We start from the raw sequence: 24,041 nt of genomic DNA, 5'->3' as shown, positions 1-24,041 counted from the left end.
ACGTAAGATATTGATTTATATTAATTAAATTTATGTCTTATATAAGACACAAGACATTGCGACAGTCTTCTATAAGACTTAAACTGGAGCCACTGTACCGAGACGGGTACCGTCCTTTTTTCAACCTTCGGAGAAGACCATGCCGCAATCGCTGAATGCCCAGCTCAGCCGTGAACAACAAATCGCCGCCCTCGAGAAGGACTGGGCGCAGAACCCCCGCTGGAAGACCGTCAAGCGCGGCTACAGCGCCGCCGACGTGGTCCGCCTGCGCGGCAGCCTGCAGGTGGAGCACACGCTGGCCAAGCGCGGCGCCGAGAAGCTCTGGGAACTGATCAACGGCGAGTCCAGGAAGGGCTACGTCAATGCCTTCGGCGCCATCACCGCCGGCCAGGCCATGCAGCAGGCCAAGGCGGGGCTTGAGGCCGTCTATCTGTCGGGCTGGCAAGTCGCCGCCGATGGCAACACCAGTGAAACCATGTATCCCGACCAGTCGCTGTACGCGTACGACTCGGTGCCGACCATGGTGCGCCGCATCAACAACACCTTCCAGCGCGCGGACGAGATCCAATGGGGCCGTGGCGTCAATGCCGGCGACAAGGAGTTCATCGATTACTTCCTGCCCATCGTGGCGGATGCCGAAGCGGGCTTCGGCGGCGTGCTCAACGCCTTCGAGCTGATGAAGAACATGATCACCGCCGGGGCCTCCGGGGTGCACTTCGAAGACCAGCTGGCGGCCGTCAAGAAATGCGGTCACATGGGTGGCAAGGTGCTGGTGCCGACGCGCGAAGCGGTTGAGAAGCTGATCGCCGCGCGTTTTGCCGCCGACGTGATGGGCGTGCCCACCATCGTGCTGGCGCGCACCGATGCCGAGGCCGCCAACCTGCTGACCAGCGACGTGGACGCCAACGACAAGTCCTTCCTGACCGGCGAGCGCACGCAAGAAGGCTTCTACCGCGTGAAGAACGGCCTGGAGCAGGCCATCAGCCGCGGCGTGGCCTACGCGCCCTATGCCGATCTGGTGTGGTGCGAAACCGGCGTGCCCGACATCGGCTTCGCGCGCGAGTTCGCCCAGGCCGTGCTGGCTGCCAATCCTGGCAAGCTGCTGGCCTACAACTGCTCGCCGTCCTTCAACTGGAAGAAGAACCTCAACGACAAGCAGATCGCCACGTTCCAGGAAGACCTCTCGGCGCTGGGCTACAAATTCCAGTTCATCACGCTCGCGGGCATCCACAGCAACTGGTACAACACCTTCAAGTTCGCGCACGCCTATGCACGCGGCGAGGGCATGAAGCACTATGTCGAGATGGTGCAGGAGCCCGAGTTCGCCGCGCGCGAGCAGGGTTACACCTTCGTTTCGCACCAGCAGGAAGTGGGCGCGGGCTACTTCGACGACGTGACCACCGTGATCCAGGGCGGCTCGTCCAGCGTCAAGGCCTTGACCGGCTCGACCGAAGAGGCGCAGTTCCATTGAAGCGCCGCAGTGCAGGCACCTTGCCTGCCGCGTGACTGAAGCAAGAGGGCCACCGCAGAGTGGCTCTTTTGCGCTGGGCGCTCAAGTTTTGGTGCAATCTGCCGATGAATCAGGCATATGGAAATCCAGGCCGATACCGCTGAGCAACTCCCGGATGCCACCCCGCAAGGCTGGAGCAAGCGCTTCATCATGCCGCTGTTTCAGCGCGGCACGCAGGTGCGCCACGCGGGCCGCTGGGAAACCGTCGATTACGTGCAGTTGCGCCGTCTGGAAATGGCCGTGTTTCTGGTCGGCCATGCCGAGCCGGTCTCTACCTGGCAACTGGAGCTGGCGCCCACGCTGTTCACCACGGAGCGCGTTCCCGCGGCGGAAAACATCGGCTATACCTCAGGGCTGTAGGCCATGGCTTCTCCCAGGCGGATGGGGCGCCCGGCAGACCAGCCGCCGGTCCAGCGCAGACCGCCGCGGGGCAGCAGCACGATCACCGTCGAGCCGAGCTGAAAGCGTCCCATTTCTTCTCCCTGACGCAGGTGCATGGACTGCTCCGCGTAATCCCACTGGCGCGGTTGTCCGGTGCGCGGTGGGTTGACCTGCCCGTGCCAGACGGTCGCCATGCTGCCGACTATGGTTGCGCCCACCAGTACCAGCGCCATGGGACCGAAGGCCGTCTCAAACAGGCAGACCACACGTTCGTTGCGGGCAAAGAGCCCCGGCACGTTGCGCGCTGTCGTCGGGTTGACCGAAAACAGGCTGCCCGGGACGTGCAGCATGCGCAGCAGGCGGCCATCGCAAGGCATGTGGATGCGGTGGTAGTCGCGCGGGCTCAGGTACAGCGTTGCAAAATTGCCGTCGGTGAACCTTGCCGCGAGCGATGCATCGCCACCGAGCAAGGCGGTCGCCGTGTAACTGTGGCCCTTGGCCTGGAAAATGCTGCCATCCTGGATGGCGCCGGCCTGGCTGATGGCGCCGTCCACGGGGCAGGTCAGGGCAGCGGGCGCCAGCGGTCTTGCGCCAGGGCGCAGCGCGCGTGTGAAAAATGCATTGAAGGTGGGGTAAGCCGACGGATCCGGTTCTGCCGCTTCGCCCATGTCCACGCGGTAGCGCTGGATGAACCAGCGGATCGTTGCGGTCGTCCAGCGCCCCGCCTGCGCATTGGCCCAGCGTCCGGCCAGCCGGGTCATCAGCAGCTTGGGTGCTAGGTATTGGAGAGCAGTGGCTAGTTGATCAGGCACGGCAACAAGGGCAAAAGCGCGCAGTGTAATCGTGTACCAGCAAAAACCGGTCTCCCTGTACAATACGCAGTTCGCTTTTTGCTTGTGCAGCCGGGTTGGCTTGGGCGCAGCGGCGGCTTATCTTGAGAAGAACAGACCTCTATGGCAAAGGAAGAACTCATCGAAATGCAGGGCAGCGTCACTGAAGTGCTGCCCGATTCGCGTTTTCGTGTGACGCTGGACAATGGGCATCAGCTGATCGCCTACACCGGCGGGAAGATGCGCAAGCACCACATCCGCATTCTGGCGGGCGACAAGGTTTCGCTTGAAATGTCGCCCTATGATTTGACCAAGGGCCGGATCACTTTCCGCCATCTGCCAGGACGCGGGCCGGCGCCGGGCGCTTGAGCGCCGTCGGCGGCATGGCCGTGGTTGTTGATGCACGCGGCAAATTCAGCATCGGAGCGTAGCGCAGTCTGGTAGCGCATCTGGTTTGGGACCAGAGGGTCGTAGGTTCGAATCCTATCGCTCCGACCAAAATAGGGCCCGGAAGCTTCCGCAAGCTTCCGGGCTTTTTGTTTTCTCCCTTGTAAATCAACGCTTTTTCGTTCGCATGCTTCCGGCGTCGTTCGCATGCAGCCGATCAAAACCGGGGGAACAAACGGGGGAACAAAACGGGCTTGGGGGTAAACTTCCGGCGCCTGTTCCCCCGGTTTCGTGCAAACCTAATGCTGGCGCGGGTTTCCGGGATTTTTCACGTTCTCGGGCCTGGCTGGCCCCGTGGATACCGAACTGGCTACCCTGCAAAAAGGTGCCCCATGCTGACCGATGCCCATTGCCGCAACGCCACCTGCCCACCGGACAAAAAGCGCGGGCGCCTGAGCGATTCGGGCGGGCTTTACCTGGAAGTGACGCCCAACGGTTCCAAGCGCTGGTTCTGGAAATACCGGCACGCGGGCAAGGAGGGGCGCCTGGCCATCGGGAACTACCCGGCCGTGAAGCTGCCCGCCGCCCGCAAGGCACGCGACGATGCCAAGCGCGACAAGGAGGCTGGCACCGATCCGGTGAAGGCCCGGCAGATGGCCCGTGCCAACGAGGCGGCGCAGACCGATGGCACATTCAAGGCGCTGGCACTTGAATGGATCGCGCTGCGCCGGGACATGTGGAGCACCACGCACCATGCCCGTGAGCTGCGCAACCTGGAAAAAGACCTGTTCCCCTTCCTGGGGGCGCTGCCCATCCGGGATATCACCGGCCCGCAGCTATTGGCCGTGGTGCGCAAGGTGGAAGACCGTGGTGTTCTGGATGTGCCCCGGCGCGTGCTGCTGACTGCACATGGCGTCTGGCAGTACGCCGTGGCATCGGGCCACGCCGATCGCGACGTGACGCAAGACATCCGCAAGGCCCTGAAACCGCACGTCAAGAAAAACCTGCCCGCCATCATCGAACCGCCCGAGCTTGCCGAGCTGCTGCGCGCCAGCGATGCCTATCGGGGCGGGCCCGTGGTGCGTGCCGCCCTGCGCCTGGCGCCCATCCTGTTCCAGCGACCGGGCAACCTGCGCGCCATGCGCTGGGCCGATCTCGATCTCGACGCGGCGCTGTGGCGCATCCCCAGTGAAGACATGAAGCGGCGCAAGCAAGAAAAAATCAACGGACAGCCCCATGCCGTGCCCCTGCCGCGCCAAGCCGTGGAACTGCTGCGGGAGATCCAGCCCCTGACCGGGCGCAGCGTGTACGTGTTCCCTGGCATGCGCAACCACGAGCGCCCCATGAGCGAAGCCGCCCTGACCGCCGCCCTGGCCGCCATGGGCTACAAGGGCCGCCATTCCTGGCATGGCTACCGGGCCACCGGCCGCACCATCTTGCGGCAGGTGCTCAAATACCCGGCCGACGTGATCGAGGCGCAGCTGGCCCACAAGGGGCAGATCACCCATGGCGGCGCCTACGACCGGGCCACCTTCATCGATGAGCGCACCGCCATGTTGCAGCACTGGGCCGATTACCTCGACAAGCTGCAGGCCGGTGCCGACGTGATCCCGCTACCCCAGCGCACCGGCTGAGCACCAGCCGCCAGCCCGCCCCGAGCTCGCAACCAAGCCACCGCCGCCGCCCGGCCCGGTGGCTTTTTTGTGCGATTTTCAGAATCCTTTCCGGCTGGAAAACGCAAAAGTGCCGGGGACACGGGGACAAATAGCAAGGAACATAGCAACCATGCGGGTTTGCTGGCGTTTTGGTGCCGGGGACAAAGCGGGGACAAGACGGGGACAAAGCGGGGACAAATGAAGAATTTATTGGGTAGTGAAATTTTTCATATATATAAACCCTTATTCCAATTTTTCCCCCTTCCTTTTTTCAACCCTTTCCACCCTCTGGTCATGCCCGGCTGCTGGCTTTTCTGCCTGGTGCTGCTGGCGGAACGCGGCGTACCTCTGCGGATATGAGCGCGAGCGGGGTTCCCCTTGGCGCCGCAGCGCCCGCCGTCTTGTCCGCTATCTGCATGTAACGTATAATTCACAGTCCATGTTTGAGCTGCAGGCATACCAAAGCCCCACCGGGCAGGCGCCTTACGCGCAATGGCTGGCTGGGCTGGCAGACCGGCAAGCCCGGGCCCGTGTGCTGGTGCGTGTGGCGCGCATGGCCGCTGGTAATTTGGGCGACTGCCGGGCCGTGGGCGCTGGCGTGTGGGAGCTGCGCATTGATTGGGGCCCCGGCTATCGCGTGTACTACGCGCAAGCGGGCAAGCGCCTGATCCTGCTGCTGGCTGGTGGCGACAAGCGCAGCCAGCGTGCCGACATCGCCGCCGCTATCGCCTGCTGGCAAGACTGGCAGCAAAGGAGAAAGCCGATATGACCACCACCACAGCAAGCCGTCCGCACGACGCCATCGTGGTTGACCTGCTGCGCACCGATCCCGCGTTTGCCGATGAATACCTGGCTGCCGCCCTGGACGAATGCACCCAGCCGGGCGGGCAGGCAGCGCTTTTGGCTGCGCTGCGCCACGTTGCCGAGGCACAAGGCATGGCCACCGTTGCCGAGCGTGCGGGCATGCCCCGCGAAAGCCTGTACCGCGCCCTGAGCCCCAGCGGCAACCCCACCATCAAAACACTGCTTGCCGTGCTGGGTGCGGCTGGCCTGCGCCTGCGCATCGCGCACGACGGGGCTTGATCGGCCCCGGCGCCACCATGCCCCGGTGCCCGGTTTGCACGCTCAAAATGCACCGCTTTGTTTTTGATAGCAAACCTGTGGATAACTTTCGTGTAAGCAACTGCCTATTTTTTCGGCAAAACGGCCATCGGCCGCAAACCCGCATGAATGCTAGGTTTGCCCACAAATGTGCGAAAGTTATTCACAACGCACACTTTAGACAACGGGTTTTATGTTAAATACAGTGCGTATTTAATTTTTTTTGCACCTTTAAGGGATTGCATGCCACAATGCTGACTTCAACAAAAGGATGCGCGCAATGACCCTTGAAGAATTCGATGCCGCTTTGGCCGCCCTCGATTGGAAGGCCGTGGACTTTTGCCGGGCCACCGGCCTGCACCGCAACACCCCCAGCCGCTGGCGCAATGAGGGCGTGCCGATCCCGGCATGGGTGCCCCAACATATGGGCCTGCTGCTGGATTTGAAGCGCCTGCACGCTGCCCACGTCGTGCCAGCCAGCCCCAAGGGTGAGGGATGGTTCATGCAAGACCTGGCGCGCCTGCATGCGGCTTACCTACTGCCCCCGCGTGCCCCATCCGACGATTGACCCTGCCCTGCGCCCGGTCCCGCCCACATACCGATAGGGTTTGCGGGCGCAGCCCGAGCCATCCCACGCCTGATCCCTGAAATTGACCCGCGCCGATGCCGATAGCCCTTGCGCACCTGGTGCAATGCCGCTACGATGCGCGCAACCCCGAAAGGGGCCGGTGCTTGAAAACACCTCACGACCAGCGTTTGCAACCCGCACGATAGCGGGTTTCGTCACGTCAGGATTGCAACGAATACGGCGCAGCGCCGTATTCAGGTTCCGGGCGGGATGGCCAGAGTGGCAACACCTGGCGCATGGTCTGATCGCCGTGTTTTCAACATCCCGCCCACCCGCTGCGCGTGAAAACGTGGCGAGTGGTTTCAAGTCTCGATCAGGAGCTTTGAACCATGCCCATCATCCCCCTGCCCACGGCAGGCACCCAGCCCCATCCCGCAACGGGGCAACACCCCAAGACCGCCGCCCCCCACGGGCCGCAACACGCCAGCGCCCGCCCGCGCCTGGCGCATCCGCAAGGCCCCTGCAGCCAGCCCACCGAGCCCCAAGAGTGCAAACGTCTGCAGGCATTTGCCGACGCCAGCAACGCCCTGGCCATGGCTGCGCACTACCTGCGCCATCCCGCCGCCAATCTGCCCGCCGCACGGCGCAAGACGGTGCAGGCATTGGGCGCGCTGCGCACGCTGCAGGCGATGGAAGGGGGTGCAGCATGAATACCGCCGCCTTCACACGATCCGCCCACCCCGAGCCCGGCATGCTGCTGCGCTGCGAATACACCAGCCCCACCGGCCTGCAACTGTGCGTGAGCGCCGATGCCTGGTGCATACGCCTTGCCCGCTGGGAGCCCGATAGCTACCATTCGCAGCGCCTGAGCTTCGATCAGGCCGCCGCCCTGGCTGCCGAGCTGCTGGCCTGCGTGGCTGCGCATGCCGCTGCCGATCCAGCCGCACCGGGGAGGGCCTGAGCCATGGCCACCGCCCACCTTGCCACCCCGCCCCAAAAGCGCGCCCTGCCGCTGCCAAAGCACCGCGCCGGGGATTGCATGGCCGTCTATGGCCAGCCCAGCGATTCCGCCGCCCTGCACCCGCGCATGCAGCCACACGAACGCGCCACGATTACCAAGGCGCTGCGCATCCTGGGGCGCTACCTGCGCCAGCCCGGCGCAGTGCTGGATGGCCCGGCCGCCATGCGTGAGTTCCTGCGCCTGCAACTGGCTGCCGAGCCGATCGAGCGCTTTGCCGTGCTGTACATGGATAGCCAGCACCGGGCCATCGCCTTTGAATTTCACGCCAGCGGCACCCCGACACAAACCGCTGTTTATCCGCGTGAAATCGTATCTGCCACCTTGCGCCATAGCGCTTCTGGCGTGGTGCTGACGCACAACCACCCCAGCGGCAGCATAGAGCCCAGCCGGGCCGATAAAGCCCTGACGCAGACCATTAAAAGCGCCCTGGCGTTGATTGATGTTCGCGTGCTGGATCATGTGATCGTGGCAGGCGATCAAACGCTATCCATGGCCGAGCGGGGCTTAGTTTGAACAGGGGGCAATGATGGCCGTTGACCTGCAATGGTATGAGGCGGTAGCGCAGACCGATTGGTTAATTGCCGACGAACGCGACAAGCCATGGCCAGAAAAACTGCCCATAGAAGTCCTGACGGATTTTCAGCGACCCGCGTCAATGCACCCCAAGTCCGCACGGGATGCCCTGAGGGCGGCGCTAAGCGCGGCAACCAAGGCGCAACGTATCGCATGGCATGAAAAAAACAAAACTGAGCTTTATCGCGTAACCCCGCATTTTTTTCCAACTGGCTGCATGCACAAGATGAGGAGCCCAGCCCATATATCCTGGCTTGGTTTGCAGCCCGTGCCGTGCCCTGGCCACCGCTGGCTGTTGTGCCGTCCATGCCCACCGACTGGCCTTCACTGGTGAAGTACCGCAAAGACAACCCCGGCACCGATTGGGGGCTGGGCGATCAGCTTGCAATCCTGGCTACCGAGCTGCAGCGCCGCATGGGCGATGGCATGGGCAAAACTGCGGCGCTTGATGCAATGGCCGCTGAAATCGCAATTTCGCGGCAGGCGTTGCAAAAGGCCATGGGAGCCGAGCGCAAGCGCCCCAAGGCTGCAGCTGCACCGCCCGGCGTGATCGTGCGCAACGGCCAAAAAACCGGCTGATCCGCCGCCGCACTTCGCAACCCGTTTGCATCGGTGGTTGCGAGCTTGCCCACCGCTGCGCCCCTTGCCCATTCGGGGCTGGCGATAGCGCACGCATGCCACGCAAATGCAACTTGTACCCCAAGGGTTGCGAGCCGGAAAGTTCCTCACAAGCCCGCCAATTCACAACGATCGTGCGGGAGCTTTTTCGGCAATAGGAGCCACTGCAATGCACCCTGAAACCTTCACCCACGCCACGCCACGCCCGGCCCGCGCCTGGCGCACTCGCAAACCCCGGTTGTTGTTCCGCGTGATCGGCTGCTGCGCCTGCCGCAAGTGGAGCAAACGACCGGCATCAAGAAAACCACGATTTACAGCCTGATGGAACAGGGGCTTTTCCCACGCTCCATTCGCCTATCGGCCCGCGCCGTCGTGTGGAGCGAAGCCGCCGTTTTGAGCTGGGTTCAGGCCCGCATCGCAGAGGGGGTGCAGTAATGAAAAACCTTCCCAACGGCCTGCCGTGCGAAGACTACGCACTCGACAGCGTGACAAACCCGATGGATGGCTACCTGACCAATTCCACAGCAGCTGTAGGCGGATGGGTTGACACCAGCCATCCCCAGCGCCGCGCCACGCTGGAAGCCGCCTACATCGTGGGCTGCGCCCATTTGCACGCTGCCGAGCTGCAGGCCGAGGCGCTTGCATCCATCGCAGCCGCCATTGACCGTCACACCGCCGCCATGCGTGAACAGGAGCCAGCCCGAAGCCCCACCGATCAGGACGCGGACGATGCAGAACTGAATGCCGCGCTTGCCGCCGCCGTTGCCCACCTTGCGGCCAGTCCGGGCGATCAGCAGTGCAGATAACCCCCGAGCTGATCCGCGCCGCCCTGGCGCACATTCCGGCCAACCTGCCGCGTGATGAATGGGCGCGCGTGTGCATGGCGATCAAGTCCGAATACCCCGACGCAACCGGCCGGGCCTTGTTCGAGGATTGGAGCGCCACCGCAGACACCTACCACGCCAGCGATTGCGCCAGCACCTGGCGCAGCGTGCGGGCCGGGGGCGGCGTGGCCATCGGCACCCTGCTGCACCTGGCCAAGCAAAACGGTTTCGAGCTGCCCAAGGCAGACCAACCAGCCGAGCCCCCCAGCGCTGCCGAGCTGGCGCGCCGCGATGCCGAGCGCAAGGCCGCTGCGCAGTCTGAGCGCGAGCGTGTGGAGCGTGAACATGCAGCCGCCGCAGCAGAGGCGCAAAGCTTCTGGGATGGCAACTGCCAAGACGTGACCGAGCCCACGCAAGCCCCCTACCTGGTGCGCAAGGGCATTGCCGCCCATGGCGTGCGGCATGCGCCGCCCGGCGTGTTGTGCGTGCCCCTGTGCGATGGTGAGGGCGCGTTGTGGAACGTGCAACGCATCGCAGCCACCAAGCCCGAACGGGGCCCCGAGAAAACCTTTTTCAAGGGCGGGCGCAAGTCGGGCCTGTGGCACATGCTGGGCAGCCCTGCAGGCGCCGCCGTGATCGTGGTTGCCGAGGGCTACGCCACCGCCGCAAGCGTGTTCGAGGCCACGGGCTACCCCAGCGCCTGCGCCTTCGATTGCGGCAACCTGATCCACGTTGCCAAGGCCCTGCACCGCCTGCACCCTGCGGCCTTGCTGGCGATCGCCGCCGATGATGATCGGCACACCGAGGCACGCACCGGCACCAACCCCGGCCGCACCAAAGCCGAGGCCGCCGCCCGCGCCGTGCGTGGCCTGGCAGTGTTGCCCGAGGGCATGCCCGCCAATGGCGAGCCGCTCAATTGGGACTACAACGACCAGCACCGCGCCCATGGGCTGGCTGCCGTGCGCGCCACGATAGCGGCCGCCATCGATGCCTACCGGCAAGCAGCCGCCGCAGCGCCCCCGGCAAGCCCACCCACAAGCCCACCGGCACCCGCTGGCGCCGGTGGCGACGATGCAGGCGACGGGCCCGACGCCTTCACGGTTGACGATGGCGGCGTGTACTTTCACGGCTATGGCCGCGATGGCAAGGCGCTGGCGCCCCTGTGGTTGTGCAGCCGCTTGGACGTGATCGCACGCACCCGCGATCAGGACGCGCAAAGCTGGGGCTACCTGCTGGCGTTTGCCGACCCGCTGCAGCGCCCCAAGCAATGGGCCATGCCCGCCCGCATGCTCAGTGGCGATGGCGCCGAATACCGGGCCATGCTGCTGGGCATGGGCCTGCGCATCGCCACCAGCCCGGCCGCAAGAAACAAGCTGACCGAGTACCTGCAGACCCGCCGCCCCAGCGAATTTGCCACCTGCACCGATCGCATTGGCTGGCACCCTACCGAGGCGGGCGGTGCCGCCTACGTGCTGCCGCACGCCACCATCGGCGCCGGGGATCAGCGCATCGTTTTTCAATCCGACAGCGCCATGGAAAACACCTGGCGCATGCGCAAGGATGCCGCCGCCTGGCGTGATCGCATCGGCCTGTTGTGCCGTGGCAATAGCCGCCTGATGTTTGCCGTGTCCTGCGCCTTTGCCGGGCCGCTGCTGCGCCCTGCAGGCATAGAGTCCGGGGGCATGCACCTGCGTGGTGATTCATCATCGGGCAAGACCACCGCGCTGCGCCTGGCTGCATCGGTGAATGGTGGCCCCAGCTACATGCAGCGCTGGCGCGCCACCGACAACGCATTGGAGGCCATCGCCGCGCAGCACTGCGACGCGTTGCTGATCCTGGATGAGCTGGCACAGGTAGATGGCAAGGTGGCAGGTGAGTGCGCCTACATGCTTGCCAACGAACAAAGCAAGGCGCGCGCCACCCGAGGCGGCGCCCCGCGTGCCCGCCTGAGCTGGCGCCTGCTGTTCCTTTCCGCTGGTGAGCTGGGGCTTGCCGACCACATGGCAGAGGGGCAGCGGCGCACGCGCACCGGGCAGGAAATCCGCATGGTTGACATCCCTGCCGATGCGGGCAAGTGCCTGGGTGCATTCGAGGAAATCCACGGGCATGCCAGCCCCAGCGCCTTTGCCCAGCACCTGACCCGCGAGGCCGCGCAATGCCATGGCGCGCCCGGCGTCGCCTTCATCGAATGGGCCGCAGCCCATTGGCCTGAGCTGCCCCGGCGCCTGCGTGAAGGCGTGGCAGCCATCGCAGCGAAGTGGGTGCCCGAGGGTGCAAGCGGGCAGGTGCAACGGGTTGCCAACCGCTTTGCGCTGGTGGCCATGGCGGGCGAGCTGGCCACCGAGGCGGGCCTGACCGGCTGGGATTACCTGGATGCCACATGGGCGGCCGAGCAATGCTTTGATGCCTGGCTGCAGGCACGCGGGGGCGCTGGCAATGGCGAGGTGCGCGCCATGCTGCGGCAGGTGCGCCGCTTCATGGAGACCAACGGGGAAGGCCGCTTTACCTGGTGGCACCGGGCAGCCGATGACCACAACGCCAAGACGCTATCACGGGCGGGCTTTCGGCGCATGTTGAACGAACAAGGCGAGCCCATCAAAACCAACGCGGCGCACATGGGCGAGTTTGGCGACCACATCAGCGCCGCCCAAGGCGAGGCCGTGAGCGTGGAGTATTTCATCTTGCCCGAGGTGTTCCGCAGCGAGGTATGCCAAGGCTTTGACCCCGAGGCCGTGTGCCGCACGCTGGTGGCGCATGAATGCCTCAAGACCGAGGCGGGCCGGTTCACCATCAAAACCCGCCTGCCCGGCATGGGCCCGAGCCGCTGTTATCACATAACGCCCGCGATCTTTGGCCTTGACGTGTAGCGCGCCCGGCCGCCCGTGGGGGGCGGGGCAGGAGCTGCCGCCGCGCCGGATTTTCCAAGGCGGGGCAGTGTTTGGGTCCTTCCTGGCCTTTCCCCGTTACGGGTAATTCGCGCCCCGCATCCGGGGTAGGTAGTGGGCTTTGAATTTGGTTCACTGCCGCCGTGCATTGCCCCAAATTGGTTCTGTTTAGTTCATTGATTCATTGGGGGTACGCATGCAGAAAAAAGAGCTGGCCCAGCTGCTGGGCATATCCGCATCCATGGTTTCACGCCTGGCAAAACGCGGCATGCCCACTGACACCCTGGAGCGTGCGCAGCGCTGGCGCAAAAGGCACCTGGAGCCCGGCATGGTCAAGGGCAGCCGCATGGGCACCGAGGCGCCGCCGCCCCTTGCAACGCCAGCACCAGCCACCCCGACGCCGATGGAGCCGGGCATCGATCCTGCCCACTACCGGGCAGCGATCGAGCTTGCCGGGCAGCACCTGGCGCGCAACCTGAGCCCCGACCCCGTGGAGCGTGAGCAGCAATTGCGACCGCTTCGGGGGCTGCTTTGGCTGTTTCCGGTTGCTGCGGCCGAGCCGATGGCGCTGCCAGCGCCGCTATGGGCTGCTTTGTGTGACCACGCCCTGAGCGATGCGGCACCGCTGCGCACCATGCAGGATGCGCGCATGCCGATCACCGAAGCGGCCCTGTTTGCCGTGCCTGGTGATCAGCATATGGATTGGCCCGATTTTTTCTGGCTCGCTCTTGGCGATGATGAAACCGTGGTGCCTTGCAACGCGCCCAACGCCCGGGCGATGGCGAACGAATAAATAGATAAAAACTATTTATCAATGCCACGCTGCATGCGACGCCTGCGGATATCGGCCCAAAATTCCAGCGACGTGCGCACGCCCCAAGCCAGCCGACGCAGCACAAAAAACAGGTTCAAGCACTTCAAATGTCATTCAAACATTTAAAAATCGACATTTTAAGCCAATTTGTCCCCGCTGTCCCCGGCAAAAAACCATTTGTCCCCGCCTCTGCCGGGGATAAATTTTTTCAATAGTGACAATGGCTTAGGCGCGTTTTTCGGATTTGTCCCCGGTGTCCCCGCTAAAAATGAACGATGGGGGGAAGGAATGCCCTTCAAAACCTGCGAAAAAAACGCCCGGATGCGGACATGGAGTTGTCAAAAAACCATACAAAAATAGTTTTTTGCTATTTTTATGTGGGTCCTTCCTGGCCTTTCCCCGTTACGGGTAATTCGCGCCCCGCCATCTGTCTAGTCGCGGGGATGCATAAGGGGGGTTCCGGTTTTGCTGGGCAGCACCATACGACCACGTGGCGCGTGTGCGCTTGCGGATGCGCTTCCGACTGCTGCACCTGGCCCGGTGAGGCTGGCGCACGCTGCCGCTGGTGCGATTCGAGGGGTATCCAAGGCAAAGCGGGGGAACAAACGGGGGAACAATTTTGATTTTTGAAGTATTCGATCAAGCATCCATGCGGGTTTCAGCCAGTTTTATGGTTCCATCGCGGGATTTTTATTGGTGTAATGGACAGTTTGCGTGGTTGGGGTGTGAGTTGCCTGCCGTTTTGAACCTAGGCCGTCCAGCCGTTCAGATGCTGCTGCGCTATTTGCGATAGCGCCGTGATCCACGCGTTGTCGTCGTTCAGGCAGGGAATGTAGCGAAACTGTTCCCCTCCGGCGCGCATGAAGGCTTCGCGTACCTCCTGGTTGATTTCCTGCAGTGTCTCCAGGCAATCGGCAGCGAAACCGGGGCAAATCACGTCCACGCTGCGTGTGCCACCTTTGGCCAGCGCCATCAGCGTGGGCTCGGTATAAGGCTGCAGCCATGCCGCGCGGCCAAAGCGAGACTGGAAGGTGAGTTGGTACTGATCGGGCGCAAGCTGCAGTGCCCTGGCCAGCAGTTCGGTGGTTTCTTCGCATTGCGTGCGGTACGGGTCGCCCAGACGCACATTGCGCTCGGGGATGCCATGAAAGCTCATGACGAGCTTTTCGGCCCTGGAGCCCTCGCGCTGCCAGTGCCGGCGGACGCTTTGCGCCAGCGCGGCAATGTAGCCGGGGTGATCGTGGTAACTGTTGACGAAGCGCAGTTCCGGCAAGACGCGCTGGCGGCTCGCCCAGGTGGTGACGCCGTCAAAAACGCTGGCCACGGTGGTGGAGGAATACTGCGGGTACAGCGCAAGGACGAGGATGCGCCGCACTCCTTGATGTGCAAATGCCTGCAGCTGCTGTTGAATCGCGGGTTGTCCATAGCGCATTCCGGGCAGTACTGGTATCAGGCATCCCGCCTGCCCAAGCCAGCCGCGCAGCAGGGTGGCCTGCTTTTGTGTCCACGTCAGCAGGGGCGAGCCTTCCTTGGTCCAGATCGTCTGGTACTTGGCGGCGGACTTTGCCGGCCGGGTGCGCAGGATGATGCCGTGCAGGATCGGCCACCAGGCGATGCGCGGGATTTCAACGACGCGGCGGTCGCTGAGAAATTCCGCCAGATAGCGGCGCAGCGCGGGGGTCGTGGGAGCGTCTGGCGTGCCGAGATTGCACAGCAGGATGGCGGTGGTGGGGGCAGGTGCCGTCATGCTGGCGATTGTGGCAGTTATGCTTGGCCCCCATGGCGCTTGATGTACATCGCATTCGTGCTATCAGTCTGGATTTGGACGACACGCTCTGGCCCGTTTGGCCGGTGATTGCACGTGCCGAAGGCGAGTTGTGTGTCTGGCTGGCCCTGCATGCGCCGGCCACAGCGCGGCGGTTTCCCGACGGATCCGCCTTGCGCGCGCTGGTCAAGCAGCTTTGGAGCGAGCAGCCTGAATTGCGCGTGGATCTGGGCGCGCTGCGGCGCGAGTCGATACGTCTGGCGCTGCAGCAGGCCGGAGACGACCCGGCGTTGGCGGAGCCGGCCTACGCCTGCTTCTACGCGGCGCGCCAGAAGGTGGAGCTGTTTGAAGATGCGCTGGCTGCGCTGGAATTCCTGGCAGGCCGCTACCCCATCGTGGCGGTGACCAATGGCAATGCCGATGTGCATGCCGCGGGGGTAGGGCGTTTTTTCCATGCGCATCTTGGTGCGGCGCAGCTGGGTTTTGCCAAGCCCGATGCGCGCATCTTCCGGGCGGCTGCCGAAGCGGCGGACGTGGCGCCCGACGCGGTGCTGCATGTGGGCGACGATGTGCTGCTGGACGTGCGCGGCGCGCTCGATGCGGGCATGCAGGCGGCCTGGGTCAACCGCGCAGGCAGGGCGTGGCCTCCCGAGCACGCGCAGCCGCCGCAGGCCACGGTGGCCGACCTGGACGCGCTGTGCGCCTTGCTGCGTTGATCAGGCTGCGTCCGGCTGGTTGGCTGGCGCCGCACGCTGAAACGCGGGCAGCTGGCCGCAGGCGGCATCCACCGCGCTGATCAGCGGCCAGCGCGCCATGTCCACATGAAAGCGGTGGGCGCTGGCGATTTGAGGGATCAGGTAGCAATCGGCCACGGTGGGGCGGCCGCCCCAGCTGAAATCCCCGCGCGCGCTGTCGGCGGCGAGCAGTTTTTCATAGGCGTCAAAGCCCTTGGTGATCCATTCGCCGCACCAGCGCTCGACGGCGGCCTTGTCGGCGCCCAGCTGGTGCTGCAGGTATTGCAGGATGCGGCGGTTGTTGATCGGGTGGATGTCGCAGCCGACGATGGCGGCCAGCGCCCGCACGTGGGCGCGGGCCTTGGGCTCCCTGGGCAGCAGCGGTGGTTCGGGGTGGGTTTCCTCCAGCCATTCGATGATCGCGGGCGATTGGGTCAGCACCGTGCCGTCGTCCAGCACCAGCGCGGGCACCAGCGCCTGCGGGTTGACCTCATGGAAGTTGCCTTTGAGGTGCTCCTCGTGCAGTAGATCGACCGCGATGTATTCGGCCTGCAGGCCCTTGAGTTCCAGCGCGATGCGAGTGCGGTGCGAGGTGCCGCTGCGAAAGTAGTTGTAGAGCTTCATGGGGCGCATCTTTTTCAGAGGTTGCGCGCGGGCAGTATCTGGCCGCGGCATTCGCCAAAGCCGATGCGCGCATGGCCCGCTTTCTCGCACCAGCCGCGCAACACCACCGCGTCGCCATCCTGCAGAAAGGTGCGCTCCTCGCCATTGGGCAGTTTCAGCGGATTCTTGCCACCCGCAGTCAGTTCCAGCAGCGCGCCCGCCTGGTCCAGCGTGGGGCCGGAGAGCGTGCCGGTGCCCAGCAGATCGCCCGCCTGCAGGTTGCAGCCGTTGACGCTGTGGTGCGCCACCATCTGCGCCAGCGTCCAGTAGGCGTGGCGGTAGCTGGTCTGGCAGATCGTCACTTCGACGGCACCATCCTGCGTGCGCATGGCGGGTGTCTGCAGGCCGACGGAGAGCTGGATGTCCAGCGCGCCCGCCTCGCGGTTGTGCTCGCTGTCCAGATAGGGCAGGGGCTGCGGGTCTTCGGCGGGCCGGGCAAAGGCCGTGCGGTAGGGCGCCAGGGCCTCCATGGTCACCACCCAGGGCGAGATCGTGGTGGCGAAATTCTTGGACAGGAAGGGCCCCAGCGGCTGGTATTCCCAGGCCTGGATGTCGCGCGCCGACCAGTCGTTGAGCAGGCACAGGCCAAACACATGGTCTTCGGCCTGCGTGATCGGTACCGCTTCGCCCAGTGCGCTGGATTGGCCCAGGAACACGCCCAGCTCCAGTTCGATGTCCAGGCGCTTGCTGGCGCCCAGCACCGGCGCGTCGCTGTCCGGTGCCTTGAGCTGGCCACAGGGTCGCGCGAAGTTCTGGCCCGACACCACCACGCTGGACGCGCGCCCGTGGTAGCCGATGGGCACCCATTGGTAGTTGGGCATCAGGGGGTTGTCGGGGCGGAACAGGCGCCCGACGTTGGTCGCGTGGTAGATCGAGGTATAGAAATCGGTGTAGTCGCCGATGCGCGCCGGCAGCAGGTATTCCACCTGCGCCTGCGGCACCAGGCAGACCTGCAGCACCGCCTGCTCGGGCGCGCCTTCGCGCAGCGCGCGCGAGAGCGCCAGGCGCAGAGCGCTCCAGTGCGCGGGGGTCAGGGCCATCAGCGCGTTCAACGTGCTCTGGCTGCCGGCCGCCAGTGCCTCGGCCGCGCGTCCGCTGAAGGGCCGGGCCTGGTGCAGTTCGGCCAGGTCGATGATCTGATCGCCAATGGCCACGCCGCCGCGCGCCGGTTCGGTGCTGCCGCGGCGGCGGAACACCGCGAACGGCAGGTTCTGGATGGGGAAGTCGCAGCCCGGCTGGTGGGCCGAGGCCAGCCAGCTGCGCAGCTGGGCGTCGTGGGTTTCGTTCAACAGGGTCATGGGCGTGCTTGTTGTGGGCAGAAGGGGTGGGCATTCAAGCTTATCAGTCTGTGCGGGCGCGTCGCCCTGTGGCGCGCATGGCCGTGGCGGCGGCGGGGTTGCAGCTTGGGTGTGCGTCAGGCGCAGCCAGGCAGCGGCGCCGTACAGCGCGGTCAGCAGCAGCAGCGTGGTGGCCTTGGGCGCGATGTCGCGCAGCGAGGCGCCCATGGCGTTGAGCTGCACGAACATCAGCACCGCGGTGCTGGACGGTATGAGCTTGGCCAGCGCCACCATCAGTGCGGGCATGGCCAGGAAGGGCCAGGACAGGCCCGAGAGCAGAAACACCGGGATCGAGGTGCCCGAGAGAATCTGCATGCTGCGTTCATGCCGCTCGAACAGCGAACCCAGCAGCAGCCCCAGCGCCGAGACGCTGGCGGCAAACAGCGGCACGCAGAGCAGCAGGCCGGGCAGGTTGCCGCCGCGCGGGTAGTCCTGCCACCAGAAGATGAAGCCGAAGAAGAACCAGCCCATCAGGCTGCCCAGCAGCGTGAACGCGCTCCAGGTGCCCAGAAACGCCCGGTGCGTGAGGTGCCAGGGGCCGCGCTCGCGCTTCAAACCCATGAACATCGCCACGCCAAACAGCAGCGTGGCCTGCAGGATGATGGAGGCCACGCCCGGTACCACATAGCTGCCGTAGCCGTTGTCGGGGTTGTAGAGCGCGCGCTGCTGCACGCTGATCTGGCCGATGTGCGCCACGGCGGCCACCGGGTGGACGATCTCCTGCACCGCCCCGCCGATGGCGCCGCGCAGCGCCTCGCCCACATAGCGTGCGCGCACCAGGTAGGCGCCCTTGAGGTAGACGCTCACGCCGCCGGGCTCGCCCTTGAGCACGCTGGCCTGCAGCCGGTCGGTGAGGACGATCACGCCATCCACCTTGTCGGCCTGCAGCAGTTGCTGGGCCTGCGCGATGGAATCGGCCTGGGTGGCGATCCGCACCACGCGCGTGGCGTCCAGCTTGCGCAGCAGGCTGCGGCTGAGTGGCGAATGGTCCAGATCGACCACCGCCACGGGGATTTTCACCACCGTCTGGATGGAGTAGGCCGAGGGGTAATAAAAGCCGTAGAGGACGACCGCCGCCACCACCGTGAGCGCGATGGGCCGGTTGATCGCCACGGTGTGCAGCGTGTGCAGCAGGCTGCCCAACCAGCTTTCGGGTGTCGGTGGTGCGTGCAACGGTGTCGGCTGCGCCCCCGAGCGCGCCAGCCGCGCCAGCAGGGGCACCGCCACCAGCAGCGGCACCAGCACAAACGCCAGCAGGATGGCCAGTGGCAGCGCACTGCTGGCCAGGGGCGAGGCCATCACCCATTGCTGCTCCTGAATTTGCACATAGCTGGTGCTGGGCAGCAGGGCCGACCAGGCACGCACCCACCACGGGCTGCCATTGAGCGTGAGCGTGGCCCCGGCAAACGACAGGCCCGAGCCCAGGTAGAAGGCCGAGACCGAGAGCGCGGTATCCAGATCCTTGAGCAGCGCCACCAGCAGGGCGGAAAGCGCCGCTATGCCCGCAAAGAACACGAGCTGCACCAGCAGCAAAAAGGGCAGCGAGCCCGCCACGTGCCAGCCGCGCAGGCCAGCCATGTAGAGCGTGAACACCACGCACCAGAGCCAGAACACGGTGACATAGGGCGCGAGCTTGCCCAGCAGCGCTGCCAGCGTGTGCCCGCCGCTGCCTTCAAGCCAGGCGGCAAGCTGGTCATCGGCCCATTCGCGCCCCACCGCAAACACGGCAGCGCAGCCCAGTAGCATGGCCAGCACCAGCGGCGTGGCCAGCGTTTGCAGGAACAGCTCGAAGCTGGCCTGCGGGTTGCCGACGATGGTGACCTGCACCTTGGGCGGTTGCAGCCCGGCCAGGTGCGCGACGGTCTTGAGCCCGGGCCTGGAAAGCGCCTGCTGCACGGCGGCCTGCGCCGCGTCCGCCGCCTGCGAGGCCACGGTCTGAAAGGCGGCGTTGAAATAGATCACCACCGCGCCGTCTTCATGGCGGGCATGCTGGTCTTCCAGCCCCGGTGGCAGGTACACCACCGCATAGGCCTGGTCCCGGCGCATCAGCACCATGGCTTCATCCAGTGCCACCGGGTGGGCCGTGATCTGCAGCTTGGGCGTGGCGGCAAGCTGGCGCGCGATGGCGCGGCTCAGCAGCGAATGGTCGGCATCGACCACCGCGATCGGCACCTGGTTGAAGCCGCCGGGCCGGAACATCACCGCCAGCGTGAGCACGGCCAGCAGCGGCAGGGCGATCAGCAGGAACTGGTCCCAGCGGCTGGCCGCCAGCAGCCGCAGTTCACGGCGCAGCGAAGCCGTGAACGCCGCCAGGCCGCTCAGCCGTTCTGCGGCCACGCGAACAGCACGCTCATGCCCGGGCGCAGGCCGGGGATGGCCTGCACCGGCACGGCGCGCACCTCGAAGCTCTTGACGTCGTAGCCGCTGGATTGGCGCGTGGCGCGCCAGGTGGCAAAGTCGCCCTGCGCGCGGATGTGGCTGACCTTGAAGGCCACGTGCTGCAGTTGCAGCGCCGGGATGCTGCCGCGCAGCTCCCGGCCCTCGGCCAGCGCGCCGTACTGGTCTTCGCGCACATTGAAGGCCACCCAGAGCCTGTCCAGGTTCACCAGCGTGATGGCGGGTACGCCGGGCAGCACGATTTCGCCCGGATGGGCAAAGACCTTGTCCACCTCGCCGCTGGCGGGGGCCCGCAGCTCCAGCTCGGCGCTGATGGATTGGGCGCCACGCACGCGCGCCTGGGCACCGGCCACCTGGCTGGCGGACACCTTCTTGTCTTCCACGCGCGTGCCGGCCAGCGCCTTCTGGTATTGCTGCAGCGCGGCCTGCGCCATTTCGGCGCTGGCCTTCTGCGCGGCCACGGCGTCGTCGCGCCGTTGTTCGGAGATCACCTGCTCGGCATACAGGTTCTGCATGCGCCGCGCGGTCACCGCCGCCAGATCGGCCTGCGCCTGCGTGCTTTGCCAGGTGGCCTTGAGCGAGGCGATGTCCTGCGCGCGCGCGCCGGCATCGGTGCGCTCCTGCAGCGCCTGCGCGCTGCCGAGCGACGCCAGTGCCTGGTCTTCCTGCGCGGCGATCTCGGGGTTGGCCAGGCGCGCCAGCAGCTGCCCGGCCTCAACCTTGTCGCCCTCGTGCACCAGCACCTCGGCGACGCGCCCGGTCATGCGCGTGGCGGCGTTGATCTGGCTGGTATCGACCATGCCCTGGATCTGCTGCGGCACGGGCTGCAGCGCCTGTTTGAGGCCCCAGGCGATGAAGGCCAGGAAGGCACAAAAGACGAGGAACGCGGCAACGCCGCGCAGGATGCGCCGCGAGGCGGGGGGCAAGGTGCTCTGGCTCATGGGGTGTTGACGTGCTCATCCGCACGCAGCAGGTAGTCCTGGAATTGCTCGCCCTGGCCGCTGGCGAGCAGCAGCGACGCAAGCGAGAGATCGTATTTGTAGGCTGCCATCGCGCGCTCGGTGCGCGCCTGGGCGAGGGCGTTGCGTGCATCGATCAGCTCGCTCATCGTGCCTACGCCCTCCTTGAAGGAAACTTCCTGCACGCGCAGCGACTCTCTGGCTGCCGCAATGCTCGAGGCGAGCGAAAGATATTCGCGCCGTGCCGATTCGGTGAGCTGCCAGCTCTGATGGATGCCGGTCTGAATCTGTGTCCAGGCTTCGCGCGTGGCGGACTCGGCAGCTTCTTCGCGTGCAAGTGCGGCAGCCTCGTTGCTGCTGCGGTCCACCTGCGGCCAGAGGGTGTAGCGCATGCCTATGCCGACGATCCAGTCCGGTTCGGTCAGCAGCTCGTTGCGGCGGTTGAGGTTGATGCTGCCGAAGGCGAAGACCGTCGGGCGCCTGGCCGCCTGGGCAAGCTCCGTGCCATGGCGCGCGGTGGTTTCCAGGGCTCTCGCCTGGCGCAGCGCGGGGTGGGAGGCCTCAGCATGGCTCAGGTAGTCCTGCACCGGTGCCAGCGGCTGGCTCAGCACGAACAGGGTGTTGGTCGGGTCCACGGCCTGCGTGCTGCGCAGCAGCTGCTGCAGCGTTTGCACTGCTGCGGCGTATTCGCCTTCAGCGCGCTGCAGGTTGCGCTGCGCGCTATCGCGCGCCACCACCACCTGCAGCACGCGTGCCTGGCTGATCTGGCCCTGCTGCTGCAGCTTGCGCGAGTTGGCCAGGTGCCCCTCAAAGCCGGCCAGGGTCTCGCGCGAGACGGCCAGCACCTGCGTCGCCAGCACCTGGCCGAAGTAGGCCTTGGCAAGCGACAGGCGCTGGGCCTCGCGCACGCCGTCGCCTGCCGCCTCGGCCACGTCCACTCCCGATCGCGCTGCCGCCTGCGCCGCCGCGATCGCGCCGCCGGTGTACAGCGGCACGATGGTGGAGAGCGTGGGATGAATCAGGCTTTGGCGCGAGCGGGCGCTGATTTCATCGGGTATCGGCCGGAACATCGATGGCAGCGCCGCCTGCACGCGGTCGATCACCTGGCCGACGGCGCCGCTGTCCACGCCCGGCACGCCTTGGCCCGCGATGCCGCCCAGCACGTTGGCCGCTGCGCCCTGCGCCCGGCCACGCAGATCGTCGAGCGAGACCGTCACCGTCTTCTGGTAGTGAAGCCCCTGCACGTCCAGGTTCAGGCGCGGCATGGCCAGCGCCTTGAGGGCCTCGGCCTGCTGGCGCGCAGCCTCCACGCTGCGGCCCGCGCCCTGCAGCGCATCGGAGCGCTGCGCCAGCAGCAATGAGGATTGTTCGTAGCTCAGCGCCACCGCAGGCGCGCTGGCAGGCGGCTGCTGCGCCCCGCAGGGCAGGGCGGCGAAGGTGAGCAGGGCAAGCAGCCACGCAGCAGATGCCGGAGTATTCATGGGGGCTGAAGTGTAGAAGCTCTTCATACACCAACGCCAGCACGGACAATCGCCGCGTGCGCCGCACCGTTGCGGCGTGACGCCGGCCGGTGCACTTGCCGGCGTTTGCTTTTCCAACCCAGAATTTTCAAGCAATATATGGCTCCAGCGCCCATGGGACGTGCGCAAAGCGCTATGGTATTCATTGTCATAGCGTTTGCGCTGATGATGATGTCCATCGACGCCACCATCGTCGCCACCGCGCTGCATGCGCTGGCGAGCGACCTGGATGCGCCTATCAACTGGACGGGCTGGACCATCACCGCCTACTGGTTTGGCTATGTGGTGATGCTGCCCGTCAGCGGGCGCCTGGCCGAGCGCTTTGGCAACCGGCGCGTGTTTCTGCTCTCGGCCCTGGCGTTTGCGCTGGCGTCGCTGGCCTGTGGCCTGGCGGGCAATATCTATGCGTTGGTACTGTTTCGCGCGCTGCAGGCCATGGGCGGCTCCGGGCTGACACCTGCAGCCACCGGCATCGTGGTGGCGTGGTTCGGCGGCGGGCGCGATCGCATCCTGGGCCTGTTTGGCGCGGTGTTCTCGGTAGGCAGCCTGATGGGGCCGGTGCTGGGCGGGCTGTTCGTCACTTACGCGCATTGGCGCGATGTGTTCTTCGTGAACGTGCCCATCGGCTGCTTCATGGCCTTGCTCGGCTGGTGGCTGATCCCGCCGGATCGGCCCGAAGACCGCTCACGCCGCGGCATGGATGTACCGGGCGTACTGCTGCTGGGTGTCGCCGTCATCGCGGGCATGCTCGCGGCGAGCCTGCTGGGCAATCCGGACGTGCTGGTGCTGTCCTGGCCTTTCCTTGTCCCGTTGGCGCTGGCCGTTGCCAGCGGCTGGGCGTTCTTCTGGCACATCGCACGGGTGGCCGAGCCTTTTTTGCCGCCGCGCCTGATCTACGGCAAGGGCTTTGCCGCAACCAACCTGCTCAACGCCACCTACGGCGGGGCGGTGATAGGCGCACTCACGCTGGTGCCGCTGTACGCGGCGTTGCGCTACGGTCTGGATGCACTGGATGCCGGCACGCTGCTCACGGCGCAGGCCGTGGTTGGGCTGGTGATCGGGCCGCTGGCGGCCTGGGCGCTGCGCTGGAGCGGCTACCGGCTGCCGTTTTACGTCGGCGGCGTGCTGGTCGCCATAGGCATGCTGATGCTGGCGCTGGCGCCGCGTCTGGGCCTGTCGCCGTGGATGTGGCTGGCGGCGGCCACGGTGTTCACCGGGGCGGCCAGTGGGCTGATGGGACCGGCAAGCCGCAATGCCGCGCTGCAGCTGGTGCCCGAGCGCGCGGCCACCATGTCGGCGCTGCGCGCGACGGCGCAGCAGGTGGGGGTGATCGTGGCGCTGGCGGTCATCACCTCGGCCATGGCCGCGTCACCCGGGCAGGGCGACGTGCTGGCCGCCAGCTATGCGCTGCTGGCGGCGATGTCGCTCTTGCTGCTGCCGGTGGTGGCGCGGGTGCCGGAGCACCGCGGCGCGTGGTAGCGCGCCGCGGCGCGCATGGA

The 24,041-nt window shown here is 65.7% G+C and carries 23 protein-coding genes, 1 tRNA gene and 1 pseudogene; 18 read left to right on the top strand and 7 right to left on the bottom strand.

The genetic code is table 11. The features are described from left to right. The first annotated feature begins 139 nt into the window (after positions 1-139). Positions 140-1,471, top strand: coding sequence for an isocitrate lyase (gene aceA, locus K320_RS0105735; protein WP_024537889.1), 1,332 nt, complete (start codon positions 140-142; stop codon positions 1,469-1,471). A 117-nt stretch (positions 1,472-1,588) separates the two neighbouring features. After that, entirely contained in the window at positions 1,589-1,870 is a 282-nt protein-coding gene (locus tag K320_RS0105730) for a hypothetical protein (RefSeq protein ID WP_024537888.1), read from the top strand. On the opposite strand, the gene asd is transcribed toward K320_RS0105730, so the two are convergent. After that, on the bottom strand, positions 1,852-2,703 hold the full coding sequence (gene asd / locus K320_RS0105725) for an archaetidylserine decarboxylase (RefSeq protein WP_024537887.1): 852 nt from the start codon (positions 2,701-2,703) through the stop codon (positions 1,852-1,854). The genes K320_RS0105730 and asd overlap by 19 nt on opposite strands. Positions 2,704-2,844: 141 nt before the next feature. Here asd and infA point away from each other — a divergent pair, with 141 nt between their 5' ends. From infA to K320_RS0105655, 14 genes are all read left to right on the top strand, one after another. Next, on the top strand, positions 2,845-3,090 hold the full coding sequence (gene infA / locus K320_RS0105720) for a translation initiation factor IF-1 (RefSeq protein WP_024537886.1): 246 nt from the start codon (positions 2,845-2,847) through the stop codon (positions 3,088-3,090). Positions 3,091-3,142: 52 nt separating this feature from the next. Then, positions 3,143-3,219, top strand: a tRNA-Pro gene (locus K320_RS0105715). 281 nt (positions 3,220-3,500) lie between these two features. Further along, the gene (locus K320_RS0105710) at positions 3,501-4,742 is read left to right on the top strand and encodes a tyrosine-type recombinase/integrase (protein ID WP_024537885.1); all 1,242 of its coding nucleotides are present in this window, start codon (positions 3,501-3,503) and stop codon (positions 4,740-4,742) included. Between the two features lie 460 nt (positions 4,743-5,202). Then, positions 5,203-5,532: a type II toxin-antitoxin system RelE/ParE family toxin gene (locus K320_RS0105705; protein WP_024537884.1), complete on the top strand. Its 330-nt coding sequence runs from the start codon at positions 5,203-5,205 to the stop codon at positions 5,530-5,532. Next, positions 5,529-5,846: an addiction module antidote protein gene (locus tag K320_RS0105700; RefSeq protein ID WP_024537883.1), complete on the top strand. Its 318-nt coding sequence runs from the start codon at positions 5,529-5,531 to the stop codon at positions 5,844-5,846. Before K320_RS0105705 ends, K320_RS0105700 begins: the two co-directional genes overlap by 4 nt. Before the next feature lie 298 nt (positions 5,847-6,144). After that, positions 6,145-6,432 carry a hypothetical protein gene (locus tag K320_RS0105695; protein WP_034342699.1) on the top strand — a complete coding sequence of 96 codons (288 nt, stop codon included), beginning with the start codon at positions 6,145-6,147 and terminating at the stop codon, positions 6,430-6,432. Between the two features lie 389 nt (positions 6,433-6,821). After that, positions 6,822-7,142, top strand: a complete 321-nt coding sequence (locus K320_RS18025; protein ID WP_024537881.1) for a hypothetical protein — start codon at positions 6,822-6,824, stop codon at positions 7,140-7,142. Beyond that, positions 7,139-7,393 (top strand): hypothetical protein, encoded by a 255-nt coding sequence (locus K320_RS0105685; RefSeq protein ID WP_024537880.1) that lies wholly within the window; start codon positions 7,139-7,141, stop codon positions 7,391-7,393. Before K320_RS18025 ends, K320_RS0105685 begins: the two co-directional genes overlap by 4 nt. Before the next feature lie 3 nt (positions 7,394-7,396). Continuing rightward, the gene (locus K320_RS18020; RefSeq protein ID WP_024537879.1) at positions 7,397-7,966 is read left to right on the top strand and encodes a JAB domain-containing protein; all 570 of its coding nucleotides are present in this window, start codon (positions 7,397-7,399) and stop codon (positions 7,964-7,966) included. Between the two features lie 366 nt (positions 7,967-8,332). Continuing rightward, entirely contained in the window at positions 8,333-8,605 is a 273-nt protein-coding gene (locus tag K320_RS0105675) for a hypothetical protein (protein WP_034342695.1), read from the top strand. A gap of 255 nt (positions 8,606-8,860) precedes the next feature. Then, positions 8,861-9,079 carry a helix-turn-helix transcriptional regulator gene (locus K320_RS0105670; RefSeq protein WP_024537877.1) on the top strand — a complete coding sequence of 73 codons (219 nt, stop codon included), beginning with the start codon at positions 8,861-8,863 and terminating at the stop codon, positions 9,077-9,079. After that, a complete protein-coding gene (locus K320_RS0105665; RefSeq protein ID WP_024537876.1) occupies positions 9,079-9,450 on the top strand; it encodes a hypothetical protein in 372 nt (123 codons plus the stop codon). Before K320_RS0105670 ends, K320_RS0105665 begins: the two co-directional genes overlap by 1 nt. After that, complete coding sequence (locus K320_RS0105660; protein ID WP_024537875.1) at positions 9,441-12,335, top strand: DUF927 domain-containing protein; 2,895 nt, start codon at positions 9,441-9,443, stop codon at positions 12,333-12,335. The genes K320_RS0105665 and K320_RS0105660 overlap by 10 nt, the downstream gene beginning before the upstream one ends. Before the next feature lie 286 nt (positions 12,336-12,621). After that, positions 12,622-13,146 carry a hypothetical protein gene (locus K320_RS0105655; protein WP_156913836.1) on the top strand — a complete coding sequence of 175 codons (525 nt, stop codon included), beginning with the start codon at positions 12,622-12,624 and terminating at the stop codon, positions 13,144-13,146. 769 nt (positions 13,147-13,915) lie between these two features. On the opposite strand, the gene hemH is transcribed toward K320_RS0105655, so the two are convergent. Then, positions 13,916-14,914 (bottom strand): ferrochelatase, encoded by a 999-nt coding sequence (hemH, locus tag K320_RS0105645; RefSeq protein ID WP_024537873.1) that lies wholly within the window; start codon positions 14,912-14,914, stop codon positions 13,916-13,918. A gap of 32 nt (positions 14,915-14,946) precedes the next feature. On the opposite strand from hemH, the gene K320_RS0105640 reads away from it, so the two are divergent. Then, positions 14,947-15,648 carry an HAD family hydrolase gene (locus tag K320_RS0105640; RefSeq protein WP_029695850.1) on the top strand — a complete coding sequence of 234 codons (702 nt, stop codon included), beginning with the start codon at positions 14,947-14,949 and terminating at the stop codon, positions 15,646-15,648. Here K320_RS0105640 and maiA read toward each other — a convergent pair whose 3' ends face one another. From maiA to K320_RS0105620, 5 genes and pseudogenes are all read right to left on the bottom strand, one after another. Continuing rightward, the gene (gene maiA, locus K320_RS0105635; protein WP_024537871.1) at positions 15,649-16,290 is read right to left on the bottom strand and encodes a maleylacetoacetate isomerase; all 642 of its coding nucleotides are present in this window, start codon (positions 16,288-16,290) and stop codon (positions 15,649-15,651) included. It lies immediately after the preceding gene. 14 nt (positions 16,291-16,304) lie between these two features. Then, positions 16,305-17,627, bottom strand: a complete 1,323-nt coding sequence (fahA, locus tag K320_RS19440; RefSeq protein ID WP_024537870.1) for a fumarylacetoacetase — start codon at positions 17,625-17,627, stop codon at positions 16,305-16,307. Positions 17,628-17,762: 135 nt separating this feature from the next. Next, positions 17,763-20,003 (bottom strand): annotated as a pseudogene (locus K320_RS19435) (ABC transporter permease); the annotation flags it as partial. Next, on the bottom strand, positions 19,985-21,004 hold the full coding sequence (locus tag K320_RS0105625; RefSeq protein ID WP_024537869.1) for an HlyD family secretion protein: 1,020 nt from the start codon (positions 21,002-21,004) through the stop codon (positions 19,985-19,987). The pseudogene K320_RS19435 and the gene K320_RS0105625, both read right to left, overlap by 19 nt. Next, complete coding sequence (locus K320_RS0105620) at positions 21,001-22,503, bottom strand: TolC family protein (protein ID WP_024537868.1); 1,503 nt, start codon at positions 22,501-22,503, stop codon at positions 21,001-21,003. Before K320_RS0105620 ends, K320_RS0105625 begins: the two co-directional genes overlap by 4 nt. A gap of 174 nt (positions 22,504-22,677) precedes the next feature. Here K320_RS0105620 and K320_RS0105615 point away from each other — a divergent pair, with 174 nt between their 5' ends. Continuing rightward, positions 22,678-24,021 (top strand): MFS transporter, encoded by a 1,344-nt coding sequence (locus K320_RS0105615; protein WP_029695849.1) that lies wholly within the window; start codon positions 22,678-22,680, stop codon positions 24,019-24,021. The last annotated feature ends 20 nt before the right edge of the window (positions 24,022-24,041 follow it).

The organism is Comamonas badia DSM 17552, assembly GCF_000484635.1.
Classification (GTDB): domain Bacteria; phylum Pseudomonadota; class Gammaproteobacteria; order Burkholderiales; family Burkholderiaceae_C; genus Comamonas_C; species Comamonas_C badia.
Note: the sequence above shows the minus strand (reverse complement) of the source record. Positions and strands in the feature narration are given on the sequence as shown.

Excerpts from the sequence above, each read along its gene's own strand:
- fahA (WP_024537870.1), bottom strand. The coding sequence starts at position 17,627 with ATGACCCTGTTGAACGAAACCCACGACGCCCAGCTGCGCAGCTGGCTG.
- K320_RS0105730 (WP_024537888.1), top strand. The coding sequence starts at position 1,589 with ATGGAAATCCAGGCCGATACCGCTGAGCAACTCCCGGATGCCACCCCG.
- K320_RS0105705 (WP_024537884.1), top strand. The coding sequence starts at position 5,203 with ATGTTTGAGCTGCAGGCATACCAAAGCCCCACCGGGCAGGCGCCTTAC.
- maiA (WP_024537871.1), bottom strand. The coding sequence starts at position 16,290 with ATGAAGCTCTACAACTACTTTCGCAGCGGCACCTCGCACCGCACTCGC.
- K320_RS0105675 (WP_034342695.1), top strand. The coding sequence starts at position 8,333 with ATGCCCACCGACTGGCCTTCACTGGTGAAGTACCGCAAAGACAACCCC.
- hemH (WP_024537873.1), bottom strand. The coding sequence starts at position 14,914 with ATGACGGCACCTGCCCCCACCACCGCCATCCTGCTGTGCAATCTCGGC.
- K320_RS0105615 (WP_029695849.1), top strand. The coding sequence starts at position 22,678 with ATGGTATTCATTGTCATAGCGTTTGCGCTGATGATGATGTCCATCGAC.
- K320_RS0105655 (WP_156913836.1), top strand. The coding sequence starts at position 12,622 with ATGCCCACTGACACCCTGGAGCGTGCGCAGCGCTGGCGCAAAAGGCAC.
- K320_RS18025 (WP_024537881.1), top strand. The coding sequence starts at position 6,822 with ATGCCCATCATCCCCCTGCCCACGGCAGGCACCCAGCCCCATCCCGCA.
- K320_RS0105625 (WP_024537869.1), bottom strand. The coding sequence starts at position 21,004 with ATGAGCCAGAGCACCTTGCCCCCCGCCTCGCGGCGCATCCTGCGCGGC.
- K320_RS18020 (WP_024537879.1), top strand. The coding sequence starts at position 7,397 with ATGGCCACCGCCCACCTTGCCACCCCGCCCCAAAAGCGCGCCCTGCCG.
- K320_RS0105620 (WP_024537868.1), bottom strand. The coding sequence starts at position 22,503 with ATGAATACTCCGGCATCTGCTGCGTGGCTGCTTGCCCTGCTCACCTTC.
- aceA (WP_024537889.1), top strand. The coding sequence starts at position 140 with ATGCCGCAATCGCTGAATGCCCAGCTCAGCCGTGAACAACAAATCGCC.
- infA (WP_024537886.1), top strand. The coding sequence starts at position 2,845 with ATGGCAAAGGAAGAACTCATCGAAATGCAGGGCAGCGTCACTGAAGTG.
- K320_RS0105710 (WP_024537885.1), top strand. The coding sequence starts at position 3,501 with ATGCTGACCGATGCCCATTGCCGCAACGCCACCTGCCCACCGGACAAA.
- K320_RS0105700 (WP_024537883.1), top strand. The coding sequence starts at position 5,529 with ATGACCACCACCACAGCAAGCCGTCCGCACGACGCCATCGTGGTTGAC.
- K320_RS0105695 (WP_034342699.1), top strand. The coding sequence starts at position 6,145 with ATGACCCTTGAAGAATTCGATGCCGCTTTGGCCGCCCTCGATTGGAAG.
- K320_RS0105640 (WP_029695850.1), top strand. The coding sequence starts at position 14,947 with ATGGCGCTTGATGTACATCGCATTCGTGCTATCAGTCTGGATTTGGAC.
- K320_RS0105685 (WP_024537880.1), top strand. The coding sequence starts at position 7,139 with ATGAATACCGCCGCCTTCACACGATCCGCCCACCCCGAGCCCGGCATG.
- K320_RS0105665 (WP_024537876.1), top strand. The coding sequence starts at position 9,079 with ATGAAAAACCTTCCCAACGGCCTGCCGTGCGAAGACTACGCACTCGAC.